This is a genomic window from Microcoleus sp. PH2017_12_PCY_D_A, assembly GCF_020738565.1.
Taxonomy (GTDB): domain Bacteria; phylum Cyanobacteriota; class Cyanobacteriia; order Cyanobacteriales; family Microcoleaceae; genus Microcoleus.
This window is the reverse complement of record NZ_JAEQCI010000012.1, coordinates 127,426-143,271: the sequence shown is the minus strand read 5'-3', so window position 1 is coordinate 143,271 and position 15,846 is coordinate 127,426. Positions and strand designations below refer to the sequence as shown.

Here is a 15,846-nt window from a genome sequence, read left to right as displayed (position 1 = left end):
AGGTTTGTAGTGAGGACTTTAGTCCGCATCAAGAAGGACTAAAGTCCTGACTACAAACTTTCACATAAAAAGGTTTGTAGTGAGGACTTTAGTCCGCATTAAGAAGGACTAAAGTCCTGACTACAAACCTTGTAGCTAAGCCATTAGATATGTTTGCTGACTGTTCATCGGCAATACTCGCAACCGTCTATTTTTCAAATCTGGTTCTAAGCCTAGTTCTTCCATGGGAATCACGCCCAGCAAAACAGCGGAAACGCCTTCGGGCAATTCTAAACAATCAAATCTGCCTTCTCTGCCCTCTACAATAATTTGAGCGTCGGCAAAAATTCGACCTTTTTTGATGCCAGCCGATGTTTCTACATCTCTTTCTCCTACTTGTATTAAGCCTAATTGGCTAATAATACGAGCTGGCAAGGCAAGCAGAGTGGCTCCAGTATCGACTAGAACTTTGTCGAGAGTGAATGAACGAATTTCACCCGCAGGAATGAACCCGCGCTCAGCGAGAACTCGATCGATGCGATTCGTGACGGTGATTGTAGTGATTACTTGACCCATTTGTTTGCCTTGAAGATTGGGGAGTACCAGGGTCATATTATTTTACCTCTTTGAGTGTAATAACTGGATATTTCTCTTGTAATGCTATCTAGAATCGTGCTGGGTTAGTTAAAATCGTTTTAGTGACCTGTTAAAGTTAGAATTTGCCTCAACGCATGACACCAGAACCCAACTCTCCTCAACCCAATCCTCCTAAGTCGAACGTGACTGTAGAAAGCCCTAACGGTGCGCTCCCTACTGTGCCGCCAGAAGCCACGACAATCGTTGCTACTGCTGAACCGGCAAAACCGCTGCCACCGCCGCCTCCAACTCGCAAGGTTTTATTGCCGCAGCAGCCTGCACAAACGACTGCTGAGATGACGGCTTCGGTGCTGACGCTGGCGGCGATCGCCTCGATGATTGTCGGGCTCGCTAACGATAGCATTTGGATCGGCTTATTTGGGGCTATCGGTGCGATCGGCATATCGCTGCGGATGATGTGGCCGAGTTGGGGCAAAATCTGGGTGCAGGTAATTCCCCCGACTTGGCGCACGCTAATTATCTCCTGCTTCGGGCTGTTAGCTGGGATTGTGGGCTTGCTGATGCTCAGCGGTACTAATACTGAACCGGGAAGCCGCAACATCCAAATCAACTGGGATGCGATCGGAGCTCTCGGCGAGTTAATCGGCGCTTTGGGGCAAATTTTGATCGCAATTTTGGGCGTTTACGTGGCTTGGCGCCAGTACGTGATCTCGAAGGATTTGACGATTCAGCAAAATCGCATTACTCAGCAGCAAACGATCGATGCTTATTTTCAAGGGGTTTCTGACTTAGCCCTTGACGAGCAAGGGTTTTTGGAAGATTGGCCGCAGGAAAGGGCGATCGCCGAAGGCCGCACCGCTGCAATTATGAGCAGTGTGGATGCTGAAGGTAAAGCGAAAATTCTGCGGTTTTTGTCGCAGTCGAGATTGGTTACTCCTCTGAAGCGCGATCGGCTTTTAGGCCGCCCCATCCTTGACGGAGATGGCGGCTACGCTGAAGACAGAGATCACGGCCTCCGCGTCATCGATTTAAACGTCATGTTAGCGGGTGCTGACCTCGCTGGCACCGATTTGCGGTGGACTGAGTTGAGCGAAGCCAACCTTGTCCGGGCCAATCTCAGCAAGTGCGATTTAGTGAAAGCAAACCTCTCGCGCACTATTCTGTACGACGCCAATCTCGCTCGCGCCGACTTGAGAGCCACCAAATTATTCTACGGCTCGGCAGAAACTGCATCTCCCCGCAGCCGCACGGAATTTGCCAACTATCAAACGGGCGAACATACGGGCGCTGTGGTTGAACGCGCTGATTTCACTGCTGTCAAGCGGCTGTCGGACGAGCAGCGCTATTACTGCTGCGCTTGGTGCGGATCGAAGTCGAGAGAGACTATTCCCGGCGGATGCGAAGGTATTCCCAATAAACTCGGACGCTAAAATTAGCAGTACCGCTGTACTTACGTATATATTTGGCGATCGATAGGCAGCCGACTATACTGTATTTAAAATCAACAGTCTGGCGCTGTTTTAGCGATGACAAATACTGATTTAGGGCTAGAAGTAAGTCCGCGTCAAGCAGGCACTAAAAGCAGAGATGGGTTAATTTTTGTAATTACTATGTGGTTGCTGAGCCGATCGGTAATTGCGATCGGAATGCAGCTAATTGCTCCTTTAGCCTCCAAAAAACCGCTGGTGTATTATGATGTGCCACCTTTGGATTTTGTGAATGGCTTCATTCCCAAAATCGGGTGGGAGTTGTTCTCCCATTGGGACGGCAAATGGTACACCAAAATCGCTACTCTTGGTTACACCTACGCCGATGACGGACAACAGCATTCAGTTGCCTTCTATCCGCTGTTCCCCTTACTAATTCGGGGGCTGATGACCCTCGGAATGCGATCGGACGCAGCAGGGGTATTAATCAACTCTTTTGCATTTTTGGGCGCATTAGTGCTGATTTATTTTTGGGTAGAACAGCGATACGATACTGGTGTTGCCAAATGGACAACCGCTATGCTAGCTTGGTGTCCGTTCTCGCTATTTTGCACTGTCATGTATACAGAAGGATTGTTTCTGTTTCTGACAGCATCTGCTTTGCGATCTTTTGAGAGGGGCGAGTATATTTGGGCTGCTGTTTGGGGAGCTTTGACAACTGCTACTAGGGGGCCGGGAGTAGCACTGATACCTGCTTTTTTGCTGACAGCTTGGAGGGAAAAAAGACCTCCACTTGCTTATTTTGCAGGTTTGGCTAGCGCTCTTGGGATATTTTCATTTAGCATATATTGTGCTATTCGCTTTGGAGATGCTTTAGCATTTGTTCATGTTCAAAAGGGATGGGTTCAGCCGAGTTGGTTCGAGGTATTGATTAAAGCTGTCAAATTGGAGCTGTCTGCTATCAGTAGAATTGTGATGATTTTTGGCAGCGGCTATTTGTTGTGGTTTTTTCGCAAAAAGCTTACCACTATTGTTTTGACTTACGGTTTTTGCTCCTTGGCACTGCTGCTTAATTCTGGAGCTTTGCGATCTGTAAACCGCTACGCCTACGGTGTTGTTGCGCTATCAATAGCTCTCGGCTTGTTGCTAGCAGCTAAGCCTCGTTGGGGTTACGGGTTGATGGGATTTTTTGGTATATTTCTGCTGTACGTTTCCGTGAGATTTGCAGGTTGGCTGTGGGTAGCTTAGGGGCGATTGTTGGGGAGAATCTTTTGCATAAACTTAATTTACTGTACCTCCCAAGCTGCCTGAAAAAAGTCTCTTTCGCACAACATAGCGTAGCGATAGGTTGCTTCTACTTCCGGTATAGATTCGGCATAGCGATCGACCAAACTTTCGAGCCGTGAAGCTAAAATCTCAAACTCAGGGCTGCTATAGGTTAAAATCCAGTCGCTAAAGGCGTGTTCCGGCATATTAGGTTTAGCTAACTGCTGTCCCAAAAAAGCATACAACCGCAAGCAAGGAGTCATCGCCGCTACTGTCAAACCGACACCGCTTCCCCAAGCTGTTGCTAATAAAAAATCCGTGTAGCGGCGGGTAGCAATTCCCGGTTTAGCCTCTTGCAAGTTTACACCCCATTTCGCTGCATATCCTTGATGCAGGTGCAATTCTTCTAAAACGCCACTCCCGAGATTGTGGAGGATTTCAAATCCCTCCCAGTCGGGTGCTTTTGCCGCAGCAATACTGTAAGCGCGAGCAAATGCTAAGAGAAAAAATGCGTCTTGTGCAACATAATATGCAAAACTATTTTGGGGGAGGCCGCCGTCAGCAATGCCCAGAACAAATGGGTGTTGCAGGCAAGCTTCCCTTAAATCTTGATTTGCTTGCCAAAGATAATAGGAGGTTTTCATGCGATTTTTAATCTATCGGTTATGATTGTAGTTTTTAAAGTCCGGCTAAACATCTATGATAACAGATATATTTGGCTTGATTCCATTGGTTGCTCTGGGGCTTTTGTTTCTCATATTTGAAAAGATAGATAATTGTTGGCGCAGTGCTATTTTGTCCGCAGCAATTGTTTGGGGAGTTATTGTAGCTTTATCTACTGAAATTTTCAGTTTATTTCGGTTGCTGACTTTTGAGTGGGTGTTGGCGCTGTGGTTGTTAGCAAATATTCTCGGCTTGATGGTTTATCTAAAATTTAAACCTGTCAAGCCAATTTTTGAGAAAAGTCAAGAGGAGAAATTTTCTAGTGTCTTAGCGGGGTTGCTAGGCGGTGTATTATTTATTTTTGCTGCGGTTGGTTTAATTGCTTTAGTTTCACCGCCTAACAATTGGGATTCTATGACTTATCACATGAGCCGGGTTGCTCACTGGATGCAAAACCGCAGTGTAGAGCATTATCCCACTTCTTACGTGCCGCAGTTGTATCACCCGCCGGGGGCTGAGTTTGCGATTATGCACTTTCAGATTTTAAGCGGGGGCGATCGCTATGCTAATTTGGTACAGTGGTTGAGTATGGTGGGAAGTGCGATCGCAGTTTCTTTAATTGCTAAGCAACTGGGCGCTAATGGGCGCGGTCAAGTTTTTGCTGCTGTTTTTGCTGCGACTTTGCCGATGGGTATCCTTCAGGGTTCTAGCACTCAAAACGATTATGCTGTATGTTTCTGGGTAGTGTGTTTTGTTTCCTGCGGTTTAGCCGGACTCGAAGCAGGAATCACGGGGATTAATACTTTCAAAATTGGTGCGAGTTTGGGTCTAGCTCTCTTGACAAAAACGACAGCTTATATATTCTGTTTGCCTTTTATTATTTGGTTTTTTGTAGGAGGCATTAAAAGCTTTCGGGGGAAAATGCTGCAACCAATTTTGCTTATAGCCGCTGTAACTTTTGTTTTGAATGTCGGTCACTTTTGGCGAAATTACGATTTGTTCGGTTATGCGATCGGAGCGCCAGAAAGTTTTACCAAAGAATATAAAATTGAAGCAATTACCCTGCCAACTTTCCTGTCAAATGTCATTAGAAATTTAGGTATGCAAGCAGGGACGAGGATTTCCCGCATTAACGGTGCGATCGTGGGAGTAATTAACGTCCTGCACCGAATACTGGGCGTAGCAACAAACGACGCACGCATCACTTGGCCTCCCGGACAAGTATTTGCGATCGCCACACCGTCATTTAATGAAAACACAGCTACAAATCCCATTCACTTTTGGCTGATATTTGCCGCGAGCGCCATTATATTTAAAACTCGTATTTTGAGAAAAACCCAAATAGTAGTAACTTATTTAATTGCTGTAATAAGTACGTTTTTACTGCTGTGTTTTCTCCTTAAATTGCAGCCTTGGCACGGCCGCCACCACCTATCAATATTTGTATTGTTTTCCCCAATATTTGGATTAGCAGTATCGCAATTATCAAATCATAAAAACGCAAATTATCTGGTGGCAATTCTGATTTTAATGTCGCTACCGTGGGTTTTTCACAACAACTTTAGACCTCTCGTGGGAGATGGTAACATTTTTAATAGCAGCAGACACGATCTTTACTTTACAAGCCGCCCGAATATCGAGGTTGCTTACAATACAGCAGTAGATTTTGTTAAAGCTCAAAACTGCACGAATATAGGACTGTCATTTTGGGCTAAAAATGCCTGGGAATATCCCTTGTGGGTGATGTTTCCAGAGCCGGGAAAACCAGCACCTCGCATCGAACATATTTCTACTATCGATCCAGTTGTCAAGCAAAAATTAAATTCCGAACCTTACAAAAGTTTTATCCCTTGTGCGATAATTTACCAGTCTACAAAAAATGACGGCAAACAAGGAAAAGAGATAGTCCTCAAAAATCAAACTTACGCACAAAAATGGTCGATGGAGCCACTGAGAGTGTTTGTGAAAAAATAAAGTTTTGATTTATTTGATTTAACCGTTGACACCAGATTTTACAACACAAACTGAGATGAACAATATACCTAAGTATTCCTTGATAATTCCCATCTATAATGAAGAAGAAAATCTCCCAGAATTGTACCGACGAATTAGTGCTGTGATGGATCGAATGGACGGCGCTGTAGAATTAATTTTAATCAATGATGGCAGCCGCGATCGCTCTCTGGAAATTTTGCGAGAATTGCACGAAAAAGACTCGCGGATTTGTTATCTCAGTTTCGCCCGCAATTTCGGCCACCAAATAGCTGTAACTGCTGGTTTAAACTTTTCGAGCGGTCAAGTTGTAGTCATCATGGACGGCGATTTGCAAGACCCGCCAGAGCTAATTCTAGATATGGTAGAACAGTGGCGGCTCGGGTATCAAGTTGTGTACGCTCAGCGCACTCAACGCCGTCAAGAAGGTTGGTTTAAGCGGTTGCCAGCTTATATGTATTATCGCATTTTGCGCCATCTTGCTGATGTGGATATTCCCATAGATACGGGGGATTTTTGTTTGATGGATCGGTGTGTTGTGGATGTGCTCAATGCTATGCCAGAACGCAATCGCTACATTCGGGGACTGCGGGCTTGGATTGGTTTTAAACAAACTGCTGTTAAGTTTGAACGAGATCCGCGTTTTGCTGGCGAGGTTAAGTATACTTTCAGCAAATCTTTTGCTTTGGCGATGAACGGTTTAGTCTCTTTTTCAAAGGTTCCTTTGCAACTGTCGATTTATTTGGGTTTATTTTCGGCTTTGGTGTCTGTTTTAATGGCTTTTCTGGTTTTGTACTGGCGTCTTTTCTCTCCGGGTGCGGCATTAAGTGGTTTGACAATTATAATTATGGCGGTTTTCTTTTTGGGTGCGGTGCAGTTGGTCAGTATTGGGATTTTGGGCCAGTATATTGGGCGGATTTATGAAGAGGTGAAGGGCAGGCCACTTTATACGCTGGGAGAAGTTGCTGGTTTTGCCGATCGACACCGATCGTAAAAAAATTATCAAGTAATAATCAAAAACACCCACTTGGGTGATAAATTTATGTCAATGGGCTTTAACCCAGACAAAAGTAGCAGTTTGACTAAATAGAAACTACCGAATTAAACGTAAAACAAGCTCGCGCTTTAGATTCCCGACTTCTTAAAAAAGTCGGGAATCTAGGTATTATATTTTTTTAGGTGGACTTACTTACCTACTTATAAAACAATACGGTTGACTTAAGACAGATCCCCCCTAACCCCCCTTCGATGCGGGGGGGACAAGAAAGCTCTTAAAGTCCCCCGACAATCAGGGGGATGCGAGGGGGATCTCCGGGCATAAAAAGTGTTAAGTAAACTGTATTGACTTATAAAAGCTTCGACGCCATCAGAGCAACAAGCACAATTAAACCTAATCCTTGGCGAAAGTAATTAACGCCTTGAAATAATTCTTCCCAAGCCCAAGTAAACAAGGATCCAAAAGCTACTAGCTCGAATCCTAGATGAATTTTACCTGCGGTAAAGATGAGGGTTGATAAAGTAGCTACAATCCCGACAATTAGCGGTAAATTTGGCGGTTGAGCTATAACAATGTTGCCTTCGCTGTCCCGGAATACTCGATCGAACAACGTATCTTGTCTGATTTCCATGAGTTTATGCTGTTAATGTAATAAAAGGTAGGAATTGTTTGATAGGCAACCACAAAATAGGCAACCACAAACACGATCGGCTTGATGTTTAGTTGTTTGTATTATGATAGTAAAATTCAAATATTTAAATTTCATCTATCGCTAGAAACAGTTGTGATGAGAATGCGATCTATAATTGGACAGACTAGCGATCTCATGTCCGGTTTGTAGTTGGGTTTGTAGTCACGACGAAGAGTCGTTTCTTAGAGATTTGGAGGTTGGTCACTCCCCTCACAAATCCTCTGCCCGCTTAATTGATGCTTTTTTCCCCGCTGCGACGCAGGCCACTACTAAACAAGCGCTGCCTAGGGCGATCGGCTGCACGGTTTCACCAAGCAAAATTGCCGATGCCAGAATAGTCAAAAACGGTTGCAATAGCTGAATTTGCCCTACCCTGGCAACTCCACCCATTGCCATCCCGTGATACCAGGCAAAAAATGCTACAAATTGACTGACAACACTCACATAGGCAAAACCCAACCAGGCACTCGGTGTAGCTATCAACCCTTGTTTTAAAACAATAAATATTGTGGGCAAAACCTCGAAAGGAGCAACAATCACCAACGCCCAACTGATAACTTGCCACCCCCCTAAAACCTTAGCTAATCGCCCACCTTCAGCATAGGCAAAAGCAGCAGCAATCACAGATCCAAACAGCGCTAAATCTGCGGGTTGAAGGTGTCCAGCACCGCTAATAATTCCAAAAACGACAACGGTTGTACTACCGACAATGCTAGCAATCCAAAAAGTGAAATCAGGGCGATCGCCCGCTCGCAAAACCCCTGCGATTGCTGTTGCTAAAGGCAACAATCCTAAGACTACAGCACCGTGGGCGGCAGGTACTTGCTGCATAGCCCAAGCCGACAGTACCGGAAATCCCAAAACCACTCCCAATCCGACAACTAATAAACTCCGAAATTGCTGTTTTGAGGGAATGGGTTGATGGGTGAACCGCAGAGTCAATGCTGCTAGTATGGCTGCTACCAATCCGCGTCCAAAACCTACAAAAAGCGGGTCTAAATCGAGTACAGCGGCTCTGGTTGCCGGGAGTGTCAAACTAAATCCAACTACGCCCAAAAAACCGTAAATTAAGCCGATACTTTCTGAATTCAAGTGAAATTCTTTCCAGTATAATTTCATTTAGTCTCCAATATTGCTGAACTTGGGCGAGAGAGGTTGCACCTTAACCATATTACTTCTGAAAGTAGCAATTATGCTCTTACCCACCAATGCTACAATAATCTGTAAACTTCTGTCTTTCTTAACTCTGCGTTCTCTGTGTTCTCTGCGGTAAAAAAATATGTTCAAACTCTACGAATATTCGCCTTCGGGGAATTGCTACAAAATCCGCTTGCTCTTAACTCAGCTCAATATTCCCTTCGATCGCACAGAAATTAATATTCTCCAAAAAGAAAGCCGGACACCCGAATTTTTGGTCAAAAATCCCAATGGCCGCATTCCGGTTTTAGAGATTGCAGCGGGTAAGTTTCTGTTTGAATCGAATGCGATTATGTTTTACTTGAGCGAAGAAACTGAGTTTTTCCCCAGCGATAAATTTGAACGAGCTCAAGTAATGCAGTGGTTGTTTTTTGAGCAGTACAGCCACGAACCTTTTATTGCAACTTCTCGTTTTTGGCATATGACAGGGAAAGCTGAGGAATATCAAGAAGCACTGCAACAGAAACAAGCACCGGGTTATGCTGCTTTGGGGGTGATGGAAGGGCATTTAAAACAAAATAAGTTTTTTGCGGGCGATCGCTATTCTATTGCTGACATCGGTTTATTTGCTTACACTCACGTTGCTGGAGAAGGCGGATTTGATTTGACGGGGTTTCCAGCAATTAAAACTTGGATAGAGCGAATCAAGAATCTGCCTCGATATATTAGCATTACAGATTAAGATTGCAGTTGGCTGCATTCTGGCATTACAATGTAAGTATAATGCCATAAAGTCTCCTATGAATCAACGCTTATTTTGCTTTGTAGTATTTAAATAAAGAAGTAAAATTGTGAATACTATCATTGATCGTATTATATTAATCCAATATATTGTCCAATAAAAGCGTAAAACTATCGTATCAATCAAGAATCTTGTTGTATAATTTAAACAGATTGCCGGACTTTATATTGAAAGATATAATAATTGAAACAGAGAATCTGTACGCAAGGTTTTCGGGTGTAATTAATCGGGTTTAACACGAGACAATAAATAAATAATTGTGAATGAAGACAAGAATTTTAGGATTAGACCCCGGCTTGGCAAATCTCGGTTACGGCGCGATTAGTTGTCATATTATCCCCGGTAAACAAGACGAAAATAGCGTTTCCCTGATTGATTGCGGCGTGATTAAAACAACGCCAAAACAGGAAATGGGACAGCGTCTAAAAACAATTTACGAAGATTTGCACACGGTAATTGATGAGGTAAAACCCGATTTGGCAATTGCCGAAAAACTGTTTTTTTACAAAATGGGAAATACCATACTTGTAGCCCAAGCACGGGGCGTTTTGACGCTAGTATTGGCTCAGTGCGGAGTGCCGCTGTTTGAGTTTACGCCTGCTCAAATTAAGAAAGCTTTGACAGGCCGCGGCAATGCTGATAAATCGGAAGTGCAAGAGGCCGTGGCGCGGGAGTTGGAGTTGGGTTATATTCCGAAACCTGATGATGCGGCGGATGCTTTGGCGGTGGCTTTGACTGGTTGGTACGACGATGATATTTGTCCTAAAAAAATACCCTTGGAAACTGGAAAAGTTTGATTTGAGGGCTGGCAAATAAATACAATTCCAGGTATGCTAGAAAGGTAGGAAACAAAAAAATGATTTTCAACAATCGTAGAATATAACAATTTTTGGGTTTGTTTTACCCGATGTGTAAGGTGCGTCGCGACTGGAAAACTCGATTAAATTTATGGATTTTGGAGAGCGACGCACCTACAAATACTAACTTTTTGGTGTACATTTTATTCCAATTTTAAAATGTCTTACTAGAGTTATTAATGATATACAAATTATCTGTAATTTGCCTAACTTCCCGCCGGACACGGCAATGCCGTTTCCCTACATAAGAGTTCCGCTAATTTCTATGTAGCCATTCCATCGCGACAATATTCACTTTTCACATATTGTCTCACCACTGGCGATAAACTGAACAGCGCGTGATTATCCTGTGCTTCTTTTTCAATCAATGCTCGATTTCCCAAAGATTGCAGTACATTGAATAAATCGTCGGGCGATAATTGCACATTTTCTAGCAATTTAGAAATTGAAACAGGCTCGATTTCATTCGCGATGCAGCACATGACCTGTTTCTCTAATTCCGATAGGCGATCGCACTGCTGCTGCAATCTTGCTTTCAATTCATCTCCCAAGAATAGCATATCATATTTTAAGAATTCGGCCACTCGACCGCTAAATAATTCTTGAATCATGGCTGCAACTATTTTTAACCACAAGGGATTGCCTCGATAAATGTTAATCAGGGTTTGCCATTTCTCCGGTTCGAGTAAACCTTTTTCTCGGAGTATTTCGCCTGCTGCTGCACCTAAACCGTTGAGTGGTAAGGCGCGAACGCGGGCGTTTTCTCTGTTTAATGCGACAATTTCTCTAGGCGGTTCCCAACTATTGACGATTAAGCAACTGTTGTGGCAAGTTTCGCCGATACGTTTGAATAGTGTGCTGTAATTTTCATATTCTGGTCGATAATTTCCTGCTATTTGTCGGCTGCTGAGAATTGTTTGTACGTCGTCTAGGATGATGAGGCAGCGGTGCGATCGCAATTTGTCGATTAGCAGTGATAGCAGTTCATCGGTGCTGGCTGGCAAAACCCCCCCTTCGCCCCCCCTTGCTAAGGGTGGGGATTGATTAGATAAAAATTTAAGTAGGCTTTTTAGGGTTTTATGGAGGGTTGGGGATGTGCCGAGACTTCGCCAAATTATATATTCAAATTGATGCTGGATTTGTGGGAGGAGGTGGAGTGCGAGATTGGTTTTGCCAATTCCGCTGAGTCCTAATATTGCGACTAGGCGGGTGCGATCGTGTACGATCCACTGTTGTAGGGTGGCGAGTTCGGATGTGCGATCGTAAAATGAGCTGATATCTGGTGCGTCTCTTAAGTCTTGGCGGATTTCGGGTTGGGTGTTTTCTGGGGGAGAGGGCGATCGATCTTTTGGAACTTCTGGAGAGTGTGAAGTTTCTGGACAAAAGTTAACGTTACCAATTTGTACAACGTCTTTCCAGTAATGTGATGAAACAATGGAAAATTGCTGCCTTTTCAAGGTGGACTTAAAATTAGACTTATTAACTGCTTCACCTAATACATCTGAAAGTATTTTCCATAATTCCGAAGCAACATCCCTAGCATGACCCTCACTACAATGAGCTTCCTGTGCGATTTTCGGGTATTTTTGACCTTGCCAAGCACCAAGCAATATAGCCTCTTGCACGTTGTCGAGGTGTTTTCCTGTTTTAGAGAAAACAAGGTTGTCGGCCAATTTTAAGATTTCTTCAGCGTCCATCGATCGGGGTGGTGTTCGGGTTTTAGCTATTATATCCGACATTTTCCGATATTACCAGATAAACTATGACTTTTTACTAAACTGTGATTTGTAAAACTACCGACATTTTCCGATCTTATCCGGCTTGACAAAACTTTATATTTTTAGGGATTATAAGAAAAATTACTAATGAAGTAGTAAATATGGGTCCCGTCAAATTCAACAAAGAAAATGTAAATAAACTTACAAGAGGTATGAAAGGTGTATATGGGATATATGATGCAGAATTCCCAAAGGGAACGGCATACCTAGGGATGTCTGAGTCCTGCATTCGGGAAAGGCTATTGGCTCACTTAGAACCGAACAATAGGAACGGGAGCAAGACGATCCATATGCTTGTCGAACACAATCATGATTTATGGTTTTCTTACGAAGAAACTTATAATCCCCGTCTTCAAGAAGCAGAAGAAATTTTTAGGTTGCAGAAGCCACCAGCAAATAGAAGATATGAGTGGAAACCCTTAAGAGAGGAATGGGGAAGCCTATAATTTTTTGACTGACAAGTGTCCTCAAGTTTAATCAAATTTTTGTTTGTGGCTTCCTCTAATTTTTCTTGATAAGGAGTTTTCTCGTGGCAATCGATCTAGATTTATTCTCTGGCAGTAATTACCGCTCGACTATTCAGCGGTATTGCAATCAACTAGGATGGAACATTAACGACATCAACGATCGCCGTACCATCATGAATTTTACAATGAATTCTGATAGTACCCAGACACTCTTTATCATCCGCTATGACACAACGCTAGAGTTTTCAGTGCCAAGTGGTGTCAAGTTTAACAGTGATAATGATGTTCCGGGATGGATATCTACACTTATGCTCAAAGAAAACTCTAAGTATAAAATAGGTTTCTGGAGTATAGAACAGATTAATGATCGACCAACTTTTTCGATCATGCACAATGCTGAAATCAGTTTGATTGACGTGTCATACTTCCAAAAAGTTGTAATGAAATTAATTCAAGAGTGTGATAACTTTGAGCAGACTATTTCAAAAGCATTGAGGGGGTATTAATCCAATCTGTAGAGTAGTTACAAATAGGTAATTATGGAGAAAATAACATGGAAACTGTACCTGTAAAGATGTCAGATATTAGAGTTCCCAATCTGAGTGAACTCAATCCAGCCAAAATACGCGCTATAGAAAATTCTTCCGAATCTTTATCAAGTCTGCTTCACGATCAAGACGATCCAATTGTTCTCTATCGCGGTACACCTCCTTACGAATTGTGTGACGGCAGACACAGAGTTTATTTGGCGGATCAACGAGGCATTAAATTAGTTCCGGCTGCTTTCAACTAAATCTAATGAGAAAAGTATAATTTACTTATTAGCAAAAGAGCGATCGCCCTTTCTTTCCTAAAGTGCGATCGCTCTTTTTTTGAGTATTCCTAACTATGTCGATCCAACACCATAGGCGATTTTTACGGCTTTGACAATCTTTGATGATATCGGGTATATTGCCACTATGTCTGATTTGACATTTAATCTAAAACAACCTAAACTATAGATGGTAGATTCAGAAAGTAAACCCATTGTCTGGCTTAGTGGTGAAGTAAAAACACCCCCCTTTTCTACTGATGCGCGTATTCAAGCCGGATTTCTGCTCCGAAAGCTACAGGATGGCGAAAACCTATCTATGCCATTATCTCGTCCTATGCCAAGCATCGGAGAGCGTTGTCACGAGCTGCGTATAAGCGATTCAGAGACAAGCAAGGATTGGCGCATCATTTATCGAATTGATGTAGATGCTATTATTCTCTTAGATGTCTTTAACAAAACCACAAATAAAACACCGAAATTTATAATAGAAAAATGTAAAAAACGATTGAAACAATACGACCTAATTTGAATTGATATCGGGAAGGTATTTTTATGGATCAAGCTAAACGCCAACGCTTAGAAGCAGCCGGATGGACTATTGGCACTGTAGAGGAATTTCTCGGACTTTCGCCAGAAGAAACAGCATTCATCGAAATGAAACTTGCACTTAGTAAAGCCATCAAGCAAAACCGGATTAGCCAACAGATGACGCAGCACGAGCTTGCCCAAAGAATTAAGTCTAGCCAGTCAAGGGTTGCTAAAATGGAATCTGGCGATCCTTCCGCTTCCCTCGATCTTCTTGTTCGCACTTTGCTCACCTTTGGTGCTACACGTCAAGACATTGCTGAGGTAATCCTTAACAGTGCTTCCTCACAGATATCTCCTCTTAACTGAGTTAGCATTCAAGTTCGATCGCCCTTTTTTTAACTTCATCCGCAAGAGCGATCGCCCTTTCTTGAGTTACACGATGAAGGACACGGCAGTGCCGTTTCCCTACGAATATCTGTTATTTTAGGTCATATTTGTAGGGACACGGTAATGCCGTGTCCGGCTTCTAATCCCTGCTGTCTGCAAGCAAAAAACCTAATTTGGGTGTGGCGAATGCACCTTAGCAGCATCATCAACCGCAGGATGAATTAAGGTCGATCGCAAATCTTGCCTAATTTCCGATTTCAAATACTTGCGCTGCAAAACCTGCCATTTTTGCCAAGCCCCGTAGCGTTTTTGGGCCAACAAACCAGCCAATTTCGGCAACTCTTTTTGCAAATCGCGATCGACAAAATCTGTCAGAAACTCCCCTAAAACTTCACTGTCTTGAATATCGCCCAAACATTCCTGAACAGCTTTCACATCTTCGACATAAGCTTCATAAGCCGGGCCGTAAAAATCGCCAAACAGATTCATCAAATAGCGAACCCGCTTAGCTTGCTTCCGCAAATCGTGCAGAATAGTTCCCTCCGCTGCTAGCTTCTCTTCCACAGCCGACTCATTCAAATCATCAGAAACTTTAACTTTCCCATCCTCATATTCCGTGCCCAGCAGCCAAGCCGGATGCAGGAAAAACTCGCTGACTTGAGGTAACAGCAAATCCGGCAAAACCTCAGCAATTGGCAAATGTTCGATCGCCCGAAACTGCGGTTTTTCTATCCAATTCTCGATCGACTCTTTCAGCGACTGGTAACTTTTGTGTTCCAAAACAGCCCTCACCCGTTTCAAAGCCCGACGGCGCTGTTTGAGCAAACTCAACAAAGCCTCATCCAAAACTTCCTGTTCATCAGCCGGCAAATTCGGGTAATAGCGGTTTTGGAGACTTTCGAGCATCACATCCAAATCTCTGAGCGTTCCCAGAATCCGCCCCACCTTACCAATTTTGCGTTCAGAAGCTGCTTTTGGCAAGTCTAAAACCGGAGCAAAACCCGTTACAGCCGATCGCAAACGCCGCATTCCGACTCGCATTTGATGAAGTTCTTCTGCATCTTTGTCTTTGAGAACTTCATCCTCGTGCTCTACTGTTTTGCGGTAATATTTCTCGATCGCACCAGAGGCTGCGTCTCCGAGAGTTTTGACTTGAGTTTTAACTTTTGCTGATGTTTTTACGTTCATGGTTGATGTAGAGTCCACTTTCGCGATCGACTTTAATTTTGATTTCAAGGCTTTTCTAATAAGGTTTTAAATCCTAGCACACACTTTTCATTGATGAACCACAGCAATAATAAATCTTAATGTAAAGTGCTTGACAATTTATCCAAAGTCAGCATTTAGTAATTAATTTGCGATCGCACTTGCGCCCTCAGAAACCCGGTTTCTTCATATATTTCTGGTTTTTAGTCGCAAATTTTGCTCAGAAACCGGGTTTCTTGTCCCCATAGGGAGGTGATG

At 43.4% G+C, this 15,846-nt stretch carries 17 protein-coding genes; 11 read left to right on the top strand and 6 right to left on the bottom strand.

Features of this window, described 5'->3' with window-relative positions; genetic code table 11:
• Positions 1-135 precede the first annotated feature (135 nt).
• Complete coding sequence (locus JGK39_RS02140; RefSeq protein WP_293247268.1) at positions 136-591, bottom strand: aspartyl protease; 456 nt, start codon at positions 589-591, stop codon at positions 136-138.
• Positions 592-710: 119 nt separating this feature from the next.
• Between JGK39_RS02140 and JGK39_RS02135 the strand changes: the two genes are divergently transcribed.
• Positions 711-2,006 carry a pentapeptide repeat-containing protein gene (locus JGK39_RS02135; RefSeq protein WP_293247265.1) on the top strand — a complete coding sequence of 432 codons (1,296 nt, stop codon included), beginning with the start codon at positions 711-713 and terminating at the stop codon, positions 2,004-2,006.
• Positions 2,007-2,102: 96 nt separating this feature from the next.
• On the top strand, positions 2,103-3,251 hold the full coding sequence (locus JGK39_RS02130) for a mannosyltransferase family protein (RefSeq protein ID WP_293247262.1): 1,149 nt from the start codon (positions 2,103-2,105) through the stop codon (positions 3,249-3,251).
• A 38-nt stretch (positions 3,252-3,289) separates the two neighbouring features.
• Here the strand turns inward: JGK39_RS02130 and JGK39_RS02125 are convergent, their stop codons facing one another.
• Positions 3,290-3,913, bottom strand: coding sequence for a TenA family protein (locus tag JGK39_RS02125; protein ID WP_293247259.1), 624 nt, complete (start codon positions 3,911-3,913; stop codon positions 3,290-3,292).
• Positions 3,914-3,968: 55 nt separating this feature from the next.
• Between JGK39_RS02125 and JGK39_RS02120 the strand changes: the two genes are divergently transcribed.
• Both JGK39_RS02120 and JGK39_RS02115 read left to right on the top strand, forming a co-directional pair.
• Complete coding sequence (locus JGK39_RS02120) at positions 3,969-5,906, top strand: hypothetical protein (protein ID WP_293247256.1); 1,938 nt, start codon at positions 3,969-3,971, stop codon at positions 5,904-5,906.
• Between the two features lie 55 nt (positions 5,907-5,961).
• Positions 5,962-6,918 (top strand): glycosyltransferase family 2 protein, encoded by a 957-nt coding sequence (locus JGK39_RS02115; protein ID WP_293247253.1) that lies wholly within the window; start codon positions 5,962-5,964, stop codon positions 6,916-6,918.
• 352 nt (positions 6,919-7,270) lie between these two features.
• Here JGK39_RS02115 and JGK39_RS02110 read toward each other — a convergent pair whose 3' ends face one another.
• Complete coding sequence (locus JGK39_RS02110) at positions 7,271-7,552, bottom strand: hypothetical protein (protein WP_293247250.1); 282 nt, start codon at positions 7,550-7,552, stop codon at positions 7,271-7,273.
• Between the two features lie 270 nt (positions 7,553-7,822).
• Entirely contained in the window at positions 7,823-8,731 is a 909-nt protein-coding gene (locus JGK39_RS02105) for a DMT family transporter (protein WP_293247247.1), read from the bottom strand.
• A 160-nt stretch (positions 8,732-8,891) separates the two neighbouring features.
• Between JGK39_RS02105 and JGK39_RS02100 the strand changes: the two genes are divergently transcribed.
• Together JGK39_RS02100 and ruvC are read left to right on the top strand one after the other, a co-directional pair.
• Positions 8,892-9,491 carry a glutathione S-transferase family protein gene (locus JGK39_RS02100; RefSeq protein ID WP_293298223.1) on the top strand — a complete coding sequence of 200 codons (600 nt, stop codon included), beginning with the start codon at positions 8,892-8,894 and terminating at the stop codon, positions 9,489-9,491.
• 323 nt (positions 9,492-9,814) lie between these two features.
• Entirely contained in the window at positions 9,815-10,348 is a 534-nt protein-coding gene (gene ruvC / locus JGK39_RS02095) for a crossover junction endodeoxyribonuclease RuvC (RefSeq protein ID WP_293247241.1), read from the top strand.
• Positions 10,349-10,671: 323 nt separating this feature from the next.
• Here the strand turns inward: ruvC and JGK39_RS02090 are convergent, their stop codons facing one another.
• Positions 10,672-12,105 (bottom strand): NB-ARC domain-containing protein, encoded by a 1,434-nt coding sequence (locus JGK39_RS02090; RefSeq protein ID WP_293247407.1) that lies wholly within the window; start codon positions 12,103-12,105, stop codon positions 10,672-10,674.
• Positions 12,106-12,287: 182 nt separating this feature from the next.
• Here JGK39_RS02090 and JGK39_RS02085 point away from each other — a divergent pair, with 182 nt between their 5' ends.
• From JGK39_RS02085 to JGK39_RS02065, 5 genes are all read left to right on the top strand, one after another.
• Entirely contained in the window at positions 12,288-12,632 is a 345-nt protein-coding gene (locus tag JGK39_RS02085; protein ID WP_293226331.1) for a hypothetical protein, read from the top strand.
• Positions 12,633-12,715: 83 nt separating this feature from the next.
• Positions 12,716-13,159 carry a hypothetical protein gene (locus JGK39_RS02080; protein WP_293247238.1) on the top strand — a complete coding sequence of 148 codons (444 nt, stop codon included), beginning with the start codon at positions 12,716-12,718 and terminating at the stop codon, positions 13,157-13,159.
• Positions 13,160-13,206: 47 nt separating this feature from the next.
• A complete protein-coding gene (locus JGK39_RS02075) occupies positions 13,207-13,446 on the top strand; it encodes a hypothetical protein (protein WP_293226334.1) in 240 nt (79 codons plus the stop codon).
• A gap of 208 nt (positions 13,447-13,654) precedes the next feature.
• Positions 13,655-13,996, top strand: coding sequence for a type II toxin-antitoxin system RelE/ParE family toxin (locus JGK39_RS02070; RefSeq protein ID WP_293247235.1), 342 nt, complete (start codon positions 13,655-13,657; stop codon positions 13,994-13,996).
• A 23-nt stretch (positions 13,997-14,019) separates the two neighbouring features.
• The gene (locus JGK39_RS02065) at positions 14,020-14,361 is read left to right on the top strand and encodes a helix-turn-helix transcriptional regulator (RefSeq protein ID WP_293186201.1); all 342 of its coding nucleotides are present in this window, start codon (positions 14,020-14,022) and stop codon (positions 14,359-14,361) included.
• Between the two features lie 189 nt (positions 14,362-14,550).
• On the opposite strand, the gene JGK39_RS02060 is transcribed toward JGK39_RS02065, so the two are convergent.
• Complete coding sequence (locus tag JGK39_RS02060; protein WP_293247405.1) at positions 14,551-15,570, bottom strand: CHAD domain-containing protein; 1,020 nt, start codon at positions 15,568-15,570, stop codon at positions 14,551-14,553.
• Positions 15,571-15,846: the final 276 nt, after the last annotated feature.

What these genes read in the sequence shown, in the direction of transcription:
- JGK39_RS02140 (WP_293247268.1), bottom strand. Translation starts at nt 591, where the DNA reads ATGACCCTGGTACTCCCCAATCTTCAAGGCAAACAAATGGGTCAAGTA.
- JGK39_RS02135 (WP_293247265.1), top strand. Translation starts at nt 711, where the DNA reads ATGACACCAGAACCCAACTCTCCTCAACCCAATCCTCCTAAGTCGAAC.
- JGK39_RS02130 (WP_293247262.1), top strand. Translation starts at nt 2,103, where the DNA reads ATGACAAATACTGATTTAGGGCTAGAAGTAAGTCCGCGTCAAGCAGGC.
- JGK39_RS02125 (WP_293247259.1), bottom strand. Translation starts at nt 3,913, where the DNA reads ATGAAAACCTCCTATTATCTTTGGCAAGCAAATCAAGATTTAAGGGAA.
- JGK39_RS02120 (WP_293247256.1), top strand. Translation starts at nt 3,969, where the DNA reads ATGATAACAGATATATTTGGCTTGATTCCATTGGTTGCTCTGGGGCTT.
- JGK39_RS02115 (WP_293247253.1), top strand. Translation starts at nt 5,962, where the DNA reads ATGAACAATATACCTAAGTATTCCTTGATAATTCCCATCTATAATGAA.
- JGK39_RS02110 (WP_293247250.1), bottom strand. Translation starts at nt 7,552, where the DNA reads ATGGAAATCAGACAAGATACGTTGTTCGATCGAGTATTCCGGGACAGC.
- JGK39_RS02105 (WP_293247247.1), bottom strand. Translation starts at nt 8,731, where the DNA reads ATGAAATTATACTGGAAAGAATTTCACTTGAATTCAGAAAGTATCGGC.
- JGK39_RS02100 (WP_293298223.1), top strand. Translation starts at nt 8,892, where the DNA reads ATGTTCAAACTCTACGAATATTCGCCTTCGGGGAATTGCTACAAAATC.
- ruvC (WP_293247241.1), top strand. Translation starts at nt 9,815, where the DNA reads ATGAAGACAAGAATTTTAGGATTAGACCCCGGCTTGGCAAATCTCGGT.
- JGK39_RS02090 (WP_293247407.1), bottom strand. Translation starts at nt 12,105, where the DNA reads ATGGACGCTGAAGAAATCTTAAAATTGGCCGACAACCTTGTTTTCTCT.
- JGK39_RS02085 (WP_293226331.1), top strand. Translation starts at nt 12,288, where the DNA reads ATGGGTCCCGTCAAATTCAACAAAGAAAATGTAAATAAACTTACAAGA.
- JGK39_RS02075 (WP_293226334.1), top strand. Translation starts at nt 13,207, where the DNA reads ATGGAAACTGTACCTGTAAAGATGTCAGATATTAGAGTTCCCAATCTG.
- JGK39_RS02070 (WP_293247235.1), top strand. Translation starts at nt 13,655, where the DNA reads ATGGTAGATTCAGAAAGTAAACCCATTGTCTGGCTTAGTGGTGAAGTA.
- JGK39_RS02065 (WP_293186201.1), top strand. Translation starts at nt 14,020, where the DNA reads ATGGATCAAGCTAAACGCCAACGCTTAGAAGCAGCCGGATGGACTATT.
- JGK39_RS02060 (WP_293247405.1), bottom strand. Translation starts at nt 15,570, where the DNA reads ATGAACGTAAAAACATCAGCAAAAGTTAAAACTCAAGTCAAAACTCTC.